The 14,832-nt window shown below is 64.0% G+C and carries 9 protein-coding genes and 1 pseudogene; 3 read left to right on the forward strand and 7 right to left on the reverse strand.

What is annotated here, in order from left to right:
- Positions 1 to 90 precede the first annotated feature (90 nt).
- The gene (locus tag KFB96_RS08590) at positions 91 to 2,169 is read left to right on the forward strand and encodes an EAL domain-containing protein (protein ID WP_213462319.1); all 2,079 of its coding nucleotides are present in this window, start codon (positions 91 to 93) and stop codon (positions 2,167 to 2,169) included.
- Positions 2,170 to 2,358: 189 nt separating this feature from the next.
- Here the strand turns inward: KFB96_RS08590 and KFB96_RS08595 are convergent, their stop codons facing one another.
- From KFB96_RS08595 to KFB96_RS08625, 7 genes and pseudogenes are all read right to left on the reverse strand, one after another.
- The gene (locus KFB96_RS08595) at positions 2,359 to 3,324 is read right to left on the reverse strand and encodes a 5'-nucleotidase (protein WP_213462889.1); all 966 of its coding nucleotides are present in this window, start codon (positions 3,322 to 3,324) and stop codon (positions 2,359 to 2,361) included.
- A 47-nt stretch (positions 3,325 to 3,371) separates the two neighbouring features.
- A complete protein-coding gene (locus KFB96_RS08600) occupies positions 3,372 to 3,917 on the reverse strand; it encodes a hypothetical protein (protein WP_213462317.1) in 546 nt (181 codons plus the stop codon).
- Between the two features lie 374 nt (positions 3,918 to 4,291).
- Entirely contained in the window at positions 4,292 to 4,924 is a 633-nt protein-coding gene (locus KFB96_RS08605; protein WP_213462315.1) for an AAA family ATPase, read from the reverse strand.
- A gap of 46 nt (positions 4,925 to 4,970) precedes the next feature.
- The gene (locus KFB96_RS08610; protein WP_213462313.1) at positions 4,971 to 5,741 is read right to left on the reverse strand and encodes a hypothetical protein; all 771 of its coding nucleotides are present in this window, start codon (positions 5,739 to 5,741) and stop codon (positions 4,971 to 4,973) included.
- A 173-nt stretch (positions 5,742 to 5,914) separates the two neighbouring features.
- Entirely contained in the window at positions 5,915 to 6,433 is a 519-nt protein-coding gene (locus KFB96_RS08615) for a hypothetical protein (protein ID WP_213465354.1), read from the reverse strand.
- Positions 6,434 to 6,442: 9 nt separating this feature from the next.
- Positions 6,443 to 10,267: an efflux RND transporter permease subunit gene (locus KFB96_RS08620; RefSeq protein WP_213462309.1), complete on the reverse strand. Its 3,825-nt coding sequence runs from the start codon at positions 10,265 to 10,267 to the stop codon at positions 6,443 to 6,445.
- A 95-nt stretch (positions 10,268 to 10,362) separates the two neighbouring features.
- Positions 10,363 to 11,444, reverse strand: a pseudogene (locus KFB96_RS08625) (efflux RND transporter periplasmic adaptor subunit).
- Positions 11,445 to 12,076: 632 nt separating this feature from the next.
- On the opposite strand from KFB96_RS08625, the gene KFB96_RS08630 reads away from it, so the two are divergent.
- Together KFB96_RS08630 and nadA are read left to right on the forward strand one after the other, a co-directional pair.
- Positions 12,077 to 13,603 carry a dynamin family protein gene (locus tag KFB96_RS08630; RefSeq protein WP_213462307.1) on the forward strand — a complete coding sequence of 509 codons (1,527 nt, stop codon included), beginning with the start codon at positions 12,077 to 12,079 and terminating at the stop codon, positions 13,601 to 13,603.
- A 25-nt stretch (positions 13,604 to 13,628) separates the two neighbouring features.
- Complete coding sequence (gene nadA, locus KFB96_RS08635) at positions 13,629 to 14,699, forward strand: quinolinate synthase NadA (protein ID WP_213462305.1); 1,071 nt, start codon at positions 13,629 to 13,631, stop codon at positions 14,697 to 14,699.
- Positions 14,700 to 14,832: the final 133 nt, after the last annotated feature.

The raw sequence follows: 14,832 nt of genomic DNA on the forward strand, positions 1-14,832 counted from the left end.
CCCGTTCGTTTCCCAAACGGGCCGCGAAGCCCGATAATCGCCGGTACGGCAATGTCCCGAAACCTCGAGGAGCCCGTACCAGGTCGCATCATGTCCGCGCAACCCCCACTGCTCGCCTTGCTCTTGCTCACCACCGACACCGTCGCCGCGGAGCGCTTGGTGGAGCGCCTGCGTGCAGCCGGGCTCGCAGCCCGTGCGCTCGTGACCGCGCGGGCGGATCGATTGAACGATCTGCTCGCGCGTCGCGCCTTCGACATGATCCTTTGGTGGCGACACGACGACGACCTGGACTTGGCGGATGCGATTCGACGTCGCGGCGAGCACGCTGCCGAGATCCCGCTCATCGTGATCGCCGCCGACAAGCCGAGCCCGGAGGATATGCTCGAGGCGCAGCGCTTCGGCGCACGCGGTCTGCTGACCCTCGGCGACGAGGAGCAGCTTCTCTGGACCATCCGACGCGAAGCAAGCGATCTGCGTCAACGTCGCCGCGCCCGTGAGTTGGCGCTTCGGCTCAAGCAGTGCGAAAGACGCTCCCGTGAGCTCATCGACCATACCGGCGCCGCGATCGCCTTCGTGCAACAGGGTCTCCACTTCTACGCCAACAGCACCTATCTAGCCCTTCTCGGCTATCCCAGCCTGGATGAGATCCAGGCGATCGCCCTCCTGGACCTTGTCGATCCGGACCAGCGCGACGGTGTGCGCGATCTGCTGCAGAGCGCCGAGCGCACGGCTCAGACCGAGCCGGTCGAGATCACGACACGCCTGCGCTCGAGCCGGGGCAAAAGGTTCGAGGCACGCCTGTCCGCGGCGCATGCTGTCCTCGACGACGAGCCGTGTCTCCGGTTGATCCTGGATCCCGTGCAACAGTCCGGTGAGCATGTGAAGGGCGGCGACTTGGCCTCCGATATCGCCGCCGCCCGGACGGTCTTCTTCGAGGAGATCGAAACGCGACTCGGTCCGGATCGATCGGTTTCGCTGCCCTTTGCGGTCTTCTTCATCCGCTTGAGACGCCATTCGGAGCTTCTGCGCGATCTGGGTCTCACCCACGGGCTGGACATCGTCGACGGCTTCGGTCCGGTCTTGGCCTCGGTTGCCGTCCAAGCCCATGCCCTTACGCGGATCAGCGACGACGGCTTCGCGATGATCATCGACGGCTTGGACGAAAAAGAAGCCGAGGCACTCGCCGAGCACATCCGCGAGCACGCCCGCCTACCGCAGCGCCTTGCAACCACGGGACTCATCGCGCCGGACTGCGATATCGGATACTACCTGGTGAAGGGACGTGCAGCCGCCGCGCAAGACATCCTCAACGCCGCGCACAGACTCTGTGTCTACAGCGCGGCATCGCCCGGGGACTGTGCCGGCGGGATGCAGACCCCGACATCGCTGGCAGCGCGAACCAAACAAACCGCGGTAGACGGCGACACCGAAGTCGCGGACAAGATCGCGACGGCGCTCGGCAACGAGCGGTTCAAGCTCGTCTATCAACCCATCATCAGCCTCATGGGCGACAACCAGGAGAACTACAGCGTCCTGGTACGCCTGCTCGACGAGAACGGCGAGTTGCTGGAGGCCAAGGACTTCATCGGCGCGGCGATCCGACGCGGGCTGATCGAGGAGATCGACAAATGGGCGATCCGCGATGCGATCCGCGTGCTCGCCGAGCAGCGCAAAGCAGGCCATCACCTGCGATTCTTCATCAACCTGGCGGAAGACACCTTCCGCAACCCGAGCATCATCCTCCATATCTGCGACTGTCTGCGTGAGCTCGACGTGCGCGGCAACTGGCTCGCCTTCCAGTTTCAGGAAGAGCTGGTTGCGGAGAATCTGGCCAGTCTCGGCAAGTTGGTCGATGCCTTGAAGCAGATCAAGTGCCGGGTCGCGATCAATCGTTTCGGCGCCACCAATCGCTCCGAGATGATCCTGCAGGCGCTTCCGGTCGATTTTGTGGTGCTCATGCCGGATTTTGCCCGTGCACTGGCCGAGGAGCCGGTCAAGCAACAGCGCCTCATGAGCATCGCGAATCTCGCACGCGAGTTCAACGTGAAGAGCGTCGTCACGGGGGTAGAGGACGCGCGCGCCCTCACCGTTCTCTGGACGGCGGGGGTCGATTATGTCCAGGGCAATTTCCTGCAGCGTCCTTCGCCGACGCTCGACATTCAGCCCTAAACTGCGCCCGGCAGGATATGCGATGTTCGTAAGATTGGATCAGCCTCCGAGCGATCGGCAACTGTGGGAGTCGGCGCAGTTTAGAAGATTGGAAAAAGATGAAATTCCAAACCGCGTCACCACCGGAGAGCGGGGGGCGCACCAACCCTTGGACTCACTCGAAACTGAACATCTCGCTCTGGACGCGGTTTAGCCGGGGTTGTCTGCGGACTCGGCCGTTCGGATCGGCGGGTCACCCTCCAGATTGGCGACACCGTGCGGAACATGGCCGGTTGCGACATGACGGCTCGCCGCGTCGCAATGGACACGCTGATCGTCGAAAAAGATATCCGCGTCGAAGGCCGCGAGAAAACGCCCCTTGTCGAGCCCGCCGAGAAAAAGTGCCTCGTCGATGCGGATATCCCAAGCACGCAAGGTGCGGATCACCCGCTCATGGGAGGGCGTGCCGCGCGAGGTCACGAGCGCGGTGCGCAACGGCGATGCCTCGGGCGGAAAGAGTGCCTGAAGTTGATGGATCGCGACCAGCAAGCCTTTGAAGGGTCCGCCGGGTAGCGGCTCATGCGCGGAGGCCAGCTCGGTCGCGTTGAAGATCTCGAGCCCCTCGCGACGGAAGAGTCTTTCGGCGTCGTCCGAAAACAACACCGCATCGCCGTCGAACGCGATGCGAACCTGTTCATCCTCCTCCGGATCCGCCGGAAAGGCCGCCGGCAGGACGGTCGCCGCGGCACACCCTGCATTCAAGGCCGAGCGAACGTCTCTCGGATCCGCGGACAAGAACAGATGCGCACCGAAGGCGGACACATAGCGGTAGGGACTTGCCCCGCCCGTAAAGGCGGCGCGGGCGATATCCAGTCCGTGGTGATGTGCGGACGTCAGAACACGCAGCCCGGTATCCGAGCTGTTGCGCGAAATCAGGATGACCTCGACGCGACCCCGATCACCGAGGGCCGTATTGAGGCTCATGAGCTTTTTGGCGAGCGCGAAGGCGACACCGGGCTCGAGGATGTCGTTCTCGTGCGCGACCTGATAGTCGCGATAGGCATCGACACCCTGCGTCTCGAACACCCGGTGAGACTCGCTGAGGTCGAAGAGTGCGCGCGAGGAGATCGCGACGATCAGTCGCACGGATTCGGGGAGACCCGCGTGCACGGTCACTTCCAAGCCGCTGGGGCCCTAAACACCCTTGCAGGGATCGCGATCCATCACCAAGGCATGAACCAATTCATGAACTGCAACGGGCGGCCGATGTTTTGATTCATGCCCGCCATGTCGTTGCGCATGGACGAGGTCGACATGGTCATCGCCTGCATCGAACGATCCATGGTCTGGATGCTCGTCAGCATGGGCTCGAGCGTGTTTACGTCCCGTGCCATCGAATCCACACTCACCGCCATGGTGCGGACATTTGCACTCATCTGCCCCATGTTGTCGGAGATCGACTGCATGTTGCTGGCCAGCACCGTCATGTTGGTATCCACACTGATGGCCAGATAGTGGACGTCCTTGGCAAGACTGAAGACCAGGTAGAACCCGTAGGCGGCGAGGATGATGAAGGCGAACAGGCTGGGATAGACGATCAGCTCCCAGCGCTTTGCGCTGGTTTCGAACGCCTGGGACAGGCGATCGATCGCAAAGGCATGAATCTGCGTCTCGGTAACGCCTGCGGCGCGCGCATCGGCCTCCGCTTGCTCGTTCGATACCGCGCCGTCCGGGTAGGCGTCGGTCCTCGGGATCTCGTTCTGCGCCATGATTCGGGCCGGCTCTTGATCAGTTGATAAAAAAAGCAAACATGGTCGGCGAGTTACCGCCAGGCATCACATGCACTCTTTTCGTGAAAATAGCCTTCCGTAAGGCGAAAGGCGCTGTAACCAACGGGTCTCGAATGAGAGTCGAGGTTGGGACGTCAACCAAGCGATTTAAACCGCGTTAAAAACAAGGCTATCAGCACGGCCATTGCTGTGGTCAGACGATTAATGATCCGTCTCCGCTCCCGTTGCCTCAAGAGCTTAACAGAATTGTAGCGTGCGACAAGGCGCACCGATGACCGCGGACGAATCGGTCCCGCAACGTGACCGACAGCCAAGCCGGCAGGCATGAAGCGACGGGGCCTCTCGTCGGCGGATCAACTGACGAGGTGCGGATAGAGCGTCGCGGCCAGCCCGAGAAACTCCCGCGCCGCCTTGCCGCGGGACTCCAGCTCGAACACCGCCAAGCCCTCGCTGAACGAGCGCCGAAAAACGGTGCGTTGCGAGAGCCTCGGCTTGATGAAGCGGATACCGGGGAGCGAGACCAACGCGGCGGCAGCCTCGTTGGTCTCGCGAACCCCGTGGTGGGTGTCGCCCCGATTGATGAACCCGATGATGTCGGGAGGCGTCTCCCGTTCGACCGAGGCAATCAACTGGATGAAACGCTGGGTCGACCAGATATCGGCCTGCGACGGCGGGACCGGCACGACGACGCGGTCGCACCGCGCAAGCGCCGTGCGCAGGCTCTCCATGTCCGAGGTCCCGACGTCGATGAGGGTCTCGTCGGCGGCCTTCAATTGCTCCACCCTCAGGGCCCGCTTGTCCGACGCCTTCAGAACGGGATCGAACCCCTCTTCCCGACGCACGTCGATGACGTCGGTGAGGGTCGCCTGAGGATCCGCATCGATCAGCTGAGCCTTCACCCCCGCCATCGAGAGCCACACCCCCAGATTGAAGGTCAAGGTGCTCTTGCCCGAACCGCCCTTAAGACTTCCGACGATCGTGATCATGCCGTGCTTCCGCGTCCGCGTTCATCCGCGATGCCGCCCCGAGCGACTATTGTCCGGGCTGGGGCATCTCCATGCGCGTGTACCCGGCGGGCACCGCAAACAGATGGTCCGGCTGAGCGCCGATCCGGATCGACTTGAGCTCGCGCACGCCACCGCCCGGAAACTCCTCGCGCACCGACAGCTTCAGCTCCGGATCGTACCATTGCAGAACCCGGGTCGGCGGCTGATCGGGCGCGGTCGTGGTCATCTCCCATCTCTCGACTTGGCGGCCTTCCATGGTTTCGGTGCCGACCATCACGAGCTCCATCTTCTCGCCGTTGGACATCTCGTGTTTCAGCGGAATCGCGCGCTCGGCGTCGATCCAGAGGGTTCCGTTCATGGACTGGCCTTCGTGGGTCATGACCATGTCCCATTTCACCGCGGCCCGCCCTCCGACCGCCTCCTCGCCGGCACGTCGACACGTCAGACCGGGCATACCGGCGCAGGGATCGGTCTCCGCGGTCGGGGGCGGCGCCGGCGCGGGTGCGCCTTCGCCCGGCGCACCTCCTTGCTCCATATAGGTCTGTCGATCGGGGAAGAGGACCCACATCATCCCGCGATTCTGATCGATGATCTGAATCACCTCTTGACCCTGCTGCGTCATCTCCTTGCGCATCCGGCCGTCGCCCACGAACATCTTGACGGTTTCGGCCTGCCCGTCCGAGCCTTGACTGATCATGTCGGCGGAGAACTGGACACCCGAGATCTCCGCGTGCGCCGTGGCCGCCAAGGCGGATGCGAGCGCGATACCCAACACAGCCTGCGTTTGCGTTCTCATCTTGTCTTCTCCTCCCATCGATCGGTGATCAGTCACGACAACACCCCGCGCCTCGATCGGGGTCATTTGCGGCGCCCGCCGCATCGCACCCGCCCCGCTGTCGATCGCCATGGCCGCAATCCGGTCGCGAGCGGCCCGATCGGCAGTCGGGGTCCGGGCGAGCCGGCGCCGGATCAAGGCCGAGGCGTCGGCTCGAAGCCGAACGTCCGAGGCGGCGGCGTCAGCGCGTCCATCAGTCCCGCGGGGGCCCGGGTCCGCCCGCCGCGATCGTCTCGGCCCGGCTCCAGCGGACGCCAGCCCGGCGTTTGCGCGCGCTGCTCCGCCTCCCGACCCGTCAGCGGTCGGAACCTATATTCCGGCGTCTCCTCCTGCCCGCTCCAGCGACCCGACCACGGCTGCGGGTCACCGCGAAACCGATATTCCGGCTGCGGGGAGGCCGATCCGGCACCCTCGCCCCACGGCGACGGGCCCGGTGAGGATTCACGCCAACCCCCGTACACTGCCCGATCGTCGGGCGCGACCCAAGGCTCGGGGGTCGAGGTCGCATCCGGATATCCACCGGAATAAACCGGTGCATCGCCCCATGTCGGTTGTCGAGCCTGGCCCCATGACTCCGCCGCGCCGGCCCCCTGACTCGCCGTTGCGGAGGCCAGGCCGAGCAGCAGCCCGGAGAGGAGCAGGAAAGGTGTCATCGCGCGACCTTAACGATCACCCGTGTCGTTCTCGTCGTCGATCTTCAATCGAATGCCGCGCCGAGGCGCCTTCTTCTGAACCGCCTGACTCGTAGTGTCAGTCGTTGCGGCCTTCTTCGCCGCCGTCTTACGCGTCGTCGGTTTTGCATTCGACGCCGTTGTCGCGCGCTTTTTGGTCACGGTCCGGGCAGGCTCCGATGCGGCGCTCTCGCCTTTGGCGGAGGGTACATCCTTCTCCACGGGCGTATCGGCGCCGGCTGTCGTCGTCGCGGAGCGTGCGGCCGGCTGGCGAGCGGGCTTGGTCTTGAACGCGTTCTTCGCCGCTTCGAAGAGCAGCAGGAAGATCCCGCGCAACGCATAGAGCGCAAGAATGAAGAACTCCACGACCTTCCCGAAGAATCGGCTGACACCGCCGCCGGAGCTCGTGCGCGGTGCCTGCCGCGGCTCGGCATCCGTCATGCACGGAAGACTCGTTCCGGGCGGGGCCGTCGCAAGAGCGACCCGACACATGTCGTCGCCCGCAGCAACGCAGCCGAGCGGGATGACGATCAGCGTCAGGACGGTCGAGACCAGCACCCCGGACAGCAGCGAGATCGCCATGCCTTGGAAGATCGGGTCGGTGATGATGACGCTCGAGCCCGCGACCAAGGCCAAAGCCGTGATCACGATCGGGCGCGTGCGGATCTTGCAGGAGCGGATCATGGCCTCGGCGACCGGCACGCCTTTCTGGATCTCGTGGATCGCGAAATCCACGAGCAGAATCGAGTTTCGGACGATGATGCCGGCCAGCGCGATCCAACCGATCATCGAGGTCGCGGTGAACTCCCCGCCGAGTCCGAGGCTGAACATGAGCGCGTGCGCCGGGATGATGCCGAGCAGGGTGAGCGGAATCGGCGCCATGATGACAAGCGGGATGCGGAAGTTGCCGAACTCCCAGACCACCAGGATATAGATCAGGATCAGCGCAACACCGAAGGCGGCGCCCATATCGCGGAAGGTCTCGTAGGTGACTGTCCACTCGCCCGCCCAGGTCCAGGCAAGGCGACTGCTGTCGGGGGGCGGACCCAGCCAGAACATGGCGTCGTCCATCTCCTCGCTGCCTTGCGGCTTGGTTCCGTCCGGTGCCGTGTAGTCCTGCTCGTTGAGAATACGCTCGACCTGGAACATCGCGTATACGGGTGCCGCAAGCCGCCCGCCGACATCGGCCACCACATACTCGACCGGCCGTAAGTCCTTGTGGTAAATGATGTCCTCTTCCGGCGTCAACTGGAACTCGCCGAGCTCGCGCAGCGGGACCGTGTATCCCTGATTGGATTGGATCGGAAGATCGCCGAGGCGATCGACCTGGGAACGTTCGGCCAGAGGCACCTGCAGCACGATCTGCACGGGCTCGTGGCCCATCTGGCGCCCCGCCTGCGGCTTGATGTCGCCGATCGGCGAGCCGCCGAGGGCCATCGCGAGATTGCGGTTGATGGTGTCGACCGAGATCCCGCGACGCACCGCCTTTTCGGTGTCTACGTTGAAGCGCCAGTAGTCGAAGGCACCTCTCAGATAGTTGTCGACATCGCGGGTGCTCTCGGCCTTGCCGAACATGTCGGTGAGGTCGCGTGCGAACTGACGTCGCAGCTCGGGCGTCGGTCCGTAGACCTCCGCGACGACCGATTGCAGTACCGGCGGACCCGGCGGCATCTCCACCACCGCAAGCGCTGCGCCCGTGCCCTCGACCATCTTTCCGAGCAGCTCGCGCGCCTCGACCGCGATCTCGTGACTGGTGCGATCCCGGTCGTGCTTGTCCGTCAACTGGACCTGAAGCTCGCTGTGCCAGGGATCCGAGCGCAGATAGTAATGACGCACCATGCCGTTGAAGTCGAAGGGTCGCGCAGTCCCCGCATAGAGCTGGATGGCGGTCACCTCGGGCATGCTGCGCAGCTTGTCGGCCATGCGATGCGCGAGGTTCGCCGTCACCGGCAGCGCCGTTCCCTCCGGCATGTCGAGCACGACCGAGAATTCGGGCTTGTTGTCCAGCGGCAGCATCTTGACCGCCACCAGGTTGAAATAGAAGAACGACAGGGTGACGAGGAAGGTGCCCCAGAGGACCAGCTTGAAGATCAGGCGCTTGCTACGGTGCTCGATCAGGGGTGTCAGGATTCGTCGATAGAGCTTTTCGAGACCCTCGGCCTCCTTGTGCTCGCGCTTCTCCGCGGCCTCGAGATATTTCATCGAGGGTCGCAGCCACTTGGAGATCGCCAGATAGGGCGTGAAGACGAAGGCCGCGAACAGCGAGATGAACATCGCCACCGAGCCCAACACCGGGATCGGCGCCATGTAGGGGCCCATCATGCCGCTCACGAACCCCATCGGCAGTAAAGCCGCGATGACGGTGAAGGTGGCGAGGATGGTCGGGTTGCCGACCTCGCGCACGGCGTCGATGGCCGTGTCCTCGTCGGTGCGTCCCTCTTCGAGCCAGCGCCGATAGATGTTCTCGACCACCACGATGGCGTCGTCGACCAGGATACCGATCGAGAAGATCAGCGCGAACAGACTCACCCGGTCGATCGTGTAGTTGGTCACCCAGGCCACGAAGACCGTCATGAAGAGCACGACCGGGATGACCAGCATCACGACGATGGCCGGACGCACCGCACGGAAGGCCAGCAGCACCAGGATGACCACGAACAGGGTTGCCTTGATCAGCTTGCCGATCAGCTCCGAGACCTTTTGGTCGGCGGACTGCCCGTAGTTGCGCGTGACGCTGACCTCGACGTTGGCCGGGATTCGCGAGCCCTTGAGCTCCTCGACGCGCTCCATGATGGCGTTCGCCACCGTCACGCCGTTGGTCAGCTCCTTCTTGGCGACAGCGATCGTCACGGCCGGACGACCGTCCGCGGCGTCCTCGATCTCGGATGCCGGCCCGGTGTAGAAGGCGACCAGCTCGGAGGCATCCTCGGGACCCTGGGTCACGCGCGCCACATCGTGGATATAGATCGGCAGGTTATTGAAGGTTCCGACCACCAAACGGTTGATGTCCTCCACACCCGTCAAGAAGGCGCCGGTCGTGACCGAGAAGCGTGCACCGCTCGCCTCGAGACCACCTGCGACCTGCTCGGCGTTGGCGCTGACGAGGGTTTGCGCGACTTGATCCAGACTGATTTGATACCCGGAAAGGCGCTCGGGGAGGACATCGACGGTCACGACCTCGCGGCGTCCGCCGACAATGAAGGCGTTGCCCGTATCCCTGACCTGCTTGACCGCCTGCAGCACATCCTGGGCAAGCAGGCGTAACTGACCGTCGTCGACATCGGGTATTCCGTCCCCGTCCAGGTCCCTGGACCAAAGCGTGAGCGTGACGATAGGAACGTCGTCGATCCCCTTGGTCTTGATCAGCGGCGGCAGGACCCCGGGCGGGATCCTATCCATGTTCGAGGCGACCTTGTCGTTCACCTTGAGCAAGGAGGGGCCCATTTTCTCCCCGACCACGAACTCGACGGTCACGATCCCCTGGCCGCGTTGAGACGCGGAGTACACGTGTTTGACCCCGGGAATCTCGCTCATCATCCGCTCGAGCGGTTGCATCGCCATATTGGCGACCTGCTGGGCCGATGCACCCGGATACTGCACCATGATGTCGATCATGGGCACCGAGATCTGCGGGTCTTCCTGACGCGGCGTCATGATGAGACCGAGCAGGCCCATCATCAGCATGGCGACGTAGAAGAGGGGCGAGAGCGGAGAGCGGATGAAGAATCGGGCTGTGCGCCCGGCGATTCCGAGGCTGTCCTCGTCGTACGCGGGATCCTTGCGATCCTGCGGAGGGGATGTGACGTCTTGGCTCATGTCGAATCCAGATTAACCGGGCCTGCGCCGCATCGCTGCGACATGGATTGCGCGGGCGATCGCGGTGCGATCGCCGGGGCTGAAGGGAGCGGTTGTCAGCGATCCGCGGGTGATCCGCTTGCCCAACCGGCCGTGACGCGGGGACCGGGATTTGTGATGACCCTCTCGCCGGCACGAAGCCCGCTCAGAACGGTGACCATTCCGCCGGGGAGCTCCTCGCCGACGCGGATCAGGCGCAGCTGAGGCTCACCCCGCTCGCTCAGAACATAGACCCGGGCAAGCTGCCGTTGTAGCGCACCGCGCTGCTCGGGATGACCGGATTGGCACGCGCCGGCGCGTTGAGGTCCGGCACCAGCACCTTGGCGTACATCCCGGGCTCGGACACGCCCTGCGGGAGATCGAACTTGATCTTGACGGTGTGACGTTGCGGATCGGCCATCGGGAAGATCTGAGCCACCCGGACGGGCACGCGACGATTGTCCGGATCGAGCTCGGCTTGGACCATCATCCCGTCGCGCAGGCCCGGACGCAGCCGCGCCGGGACATCGACCTCGATCTGAAGGTACTCCACGTCGGCGTAGTTGAGCATGGGCTGCCCGGGCTGGATGGTATCCCCGACCTCGATGAGCTTGCGCACGATCACCCCGTCGAAGGGCGCGATGCTGCGGGCATCGCGGATCTTGGAGTCGAGCGCCTGAAGCTCCGCCTGGAGGCGCAGCATGGCGTTTTGCGCCTCCTGGATCTGGATCCCGGAGGCGAAGAGATCGGCCGAGCGCTCGGCGGTGCGGTCGCGCTCCCCGATGAAGCTCTCGGCCGGTCCCGTGAACATTTGATCGAACAGATTCGGCAGCCCCATCCCGCCCATCGCGGAACGCGATTGCGGCGAGTAGATCTCTCTCGAGTACTGAACCCCCGCATTGCGCAGTTGGGCATCGGCGCTCGCCATCTGAGCGAGCAGCGCGCGTCGATTCGCGAGCAGCTCCTCGTCGCCGATCGCCACGAGCAGATCCTTCTCCTTGAAGGTATCGCCCTCGCGGCCGGCGATGAAGGTGATGCGACCGGGCAGCTGTGCGGCAAGCGTCACCTCTTTATAGGGGACGACACTGCCGCCCAAGGAGACGGTGGGTGCACCTTGCGCCTGCTGAACGACGAAGGTCTCGCCGATATCGGCCTGCATCTGGGCCTGGACCAGGCCCGACGAGACAGCCGCGGCAACGGCGAGCGTGCACGCAAAACGGGCGGTTCGAAACTGTATTGACATCGGATCGCACACCAAACGCTGGGTTTTTTGTCGCACGTCCGATCGGCGCTATGGCGTTCGGACCTGCCGTGGACACCGGACAGCCTCGCGCGTCCGGCGCTCATCCGTTGCTGATCCGCAGCATCCGAGCCCGGCACCTGTGGCCTGCTCAGTGCCGCGTTGTCTTTTCATTCTCCGGACGGCGCAGTATCCCAGTATGCCTTCGACGCCGCTCGACATTCAAGCCGACAAACGCCGGCTCGACGCGACGGTCACGGCAACGAGGAGCTCGACACCGACAAAACACGCCACCGTCGCCGTGCCCGCAAGCCGAGCCCGATCCGAGTACCCCTAGTCCGTGACCGGCTATCCATCCCGCCGAACTTCAGTGTAACATCGTGCGCGATTGCGGTCGGGGCCGGATCGGCTTGGCCGCCGCGACGAATGTAGCCTGCCGGCAATGACGCCGAGCGCCTCGGACGCCGCTGTTCCCATTACCTTAACGCCTTGCCTTGCCTTGCCTTGCCCCTTAAAGCGAAGCGTTGTATCCAGATCGAGGAGCTGACCCTATGCCGTCTACCGCCGAGGCCGTTCAACAGCGCATGCAGGAGCTGGAGTCTCATCTGGAGCAAGAGAACCCGGTCCTGCTCAGTGCCGTGCAGAGCTTTCGGGCGATCGACCGCGTTGCGTACGGGACGGGCCTGCTCGAACCCAACCAGTCGTTCGCGACCCAGATCCCCTGGTGGCCGCTGATCTCGATCCTGGGCACCTTCTCGGCGGGCAAGTCGACCTTCATCAATTACTTTCTCGGACAAAAGCTGCAACGCACCGGCAATCAAGCCGTCGACGATCGCTTCACCGTCATTGTCTACAGTCCGGAGAAGGTCAGTCATTCGCTTCCGGGCGTCTCGCTCGACTCGGATCCGCGCTTCCCCTTCTACCAGATGTCGCACGACATCGAGCAGGTCGCCGGCGGGGAAGGCAAACGCATCGATGCCTATCTGCAGCTCAAGACCAGCTGCAGCGAACGTCTGCGCGGCAAGATCATAATCGACTCGCCCGGCTTCGACGCCGACGCGCAGCGCACGGGGATCCTGCGCATCAGCGACCATATGATCGGCCTGTCCGATCTGGTCTTGGTGTTCTTCGACGCGCGCCACCCGGAGCCGGGTGCGATGCGCGACACACTCAAGCATCTGGTGAAGGACACCATCCACCGTGCCGATTCGGGCAAGTTCCTGTACATCCTCAATCAGCTCGATACCGCAGCCAACGAGGACAACCCGGAGGACGTGGTCGCGGCCTGGCTGCGCGCGATCGGCGAAGCGGGCTTGACCGCGGGCCGCTTCTATACCATCTACAATCCGGAAGTCGCGATTCCCATCCCGGACGAGCACAAGCGCAAGCGCTTCGAGAAAAAGCGCGACGAAGACCTCGGCGAGGTCTTCCTGCGCATGGAGCGCGTGGAGATCGAGCGCGCGTACCGAATCATCGCAGCCTTGCGCGAGACCGCCAACGCCTTCGGCCACGAGGCCGTGCCCCTGCTGCAGAGCGCCGTACGGCGCTGGCGCACCCGCACCCTGGTCGCCGACGCGGCACTCATCGCGCTTGTCGGTGCCTTTTTCGTCTATTGGAGTATCAATGCAGGGCACTGGGTCGGGCTCGCCTATGAACCCGCTTGGCTGGAGGTGCTGACGAGCCATTACACATGGGGCCACGATGCCTTGATCGGGACGCTGATCGCACTGGCCATCGGCACCCATTTCACGGTTCGCAAACTGGCCGCGATGAGCGTCGAGCCCTGGCTGAAAAAGCAGGTCGCACGCAAGAACCCGCCGGGGAATCTGATGTCTGCCTTCAAAAAGAACACCCGCTTCTATCGCCCGGTCATCATCGGCCGGATGATCGGCTGGAGCAGCAAGACCCGTGCGCAGATCAACGAGGTCCTTCAGAACTGCGAGAATTTCGTGCAGACGCTCAACGAACGCTATACGAATCCGAAGGGTCTGAAGGAGTCGTCGCACAAGGCGCACCCCGCGCAACTCCCCGACGATCCTGCCGCCGTCCTCGGCAAGAAGAAGCGCTCCGCGGCTTGACCGAACCGCAATCACCGGTGACACGATGAGCATCCCAGCACCCGAGCAGGCGTCGCGACCGGCCATTGCGGTGCCGCCGCATCCGCAATGGCCGACGCTGAGCACACTCGAAAAAGCGCAGCTCACGGATCGGATCAAGGCGCTGCTCAAGGCGCAGGATGCGGTCCTGGTCGCTCATTACTACACGGATGCCGACCTGCAGGCGCTCGCCGAGGAGACCGGCGGCTGTGTTTCCGACTCGTTGGAAATGGCGCGCTTCGGCACCGCCAGCAGTGCACGGACGCTGGTCGTCTGCGGTGTTCGCTTCATGGGCGAGACGGCGAAGATCCTCAATCCCGAGAAGCGGATCCTGATGCCGGATCTTCGCGCCACCTGCTCGCTCGACGAAGGCTGTCCGGCCGACGCCTTCGGCGCCTTCTGCGATGCCCACCCGGACCGCACCGTCGTGGTCTATGCCAACACAAGTGCCGAGGTGAAGGCCAGGTCCGACTGGGTCGTCACCTCCAGCATCGCCCTGCCCGTCGTCGCCTATCTCGCCGAGCAGGGCCATAAGGTCCTCTGGGCGCCCGACAAGCATCTAGGACACTATGTCCAGCGCATGACCGGAGCGGATATGCTGCTCTGGGACGGCGCCTGCGTGGTTCACGAAGAGTTCAAGTCCTGCGCGCTGGAGCGCGTACGCAAGCTCCATCCCGAGGCGGCTGTGCTCGTGCACCCGGAATCCCCGGACGAGGTCGTCGATCAGGCCGACGTGGTCGGCTCGACCACCCAGCTCATCAAAGCCGTGGTCGAGATGCCGAACCGCGAGTTCATCGTCGCGACAGACGCCGGGATCTTCTGGAAGATGCACCAGCTCGCGCCCGGCAAGACCCTGATCCCGGCCCCGACGGCCGGTGAAGGCGCGACCTGCGAGAGCTGCGCACACTGCCCGTGGATGGCCATGAATGCATTGCAGAACCTGGAGCAGGTCCTGCTCGAGGGTGACCAGGAGATCCTGATCGATCCGGCCCTCGGCAGACGCGCGCTGGTGCCGATTCGCCGCATGCTCGAGTTCGCGCGCGAGCGCGGGATCGGCGCACGACGCGACGCGGACTGAAACCCGCTCGATCCGCTTGGCCCAGCCCCACGCCCGCCGCTCGACCTCGACCCGATAACCGATAACCGATAACCGAACGCTTGCCCACCTTGGCAAGCATGGCACGGATGCCGTAACATCGATTGCGAATAGT

This window comes from Thiocapsa sp. (genome assembly GCF_018399035.1).
GTDB lineage: Bacteria > Pseudomonadota > Gammaproteobacteria > Chromatiales > Chromatiaceae > Thiocapsa.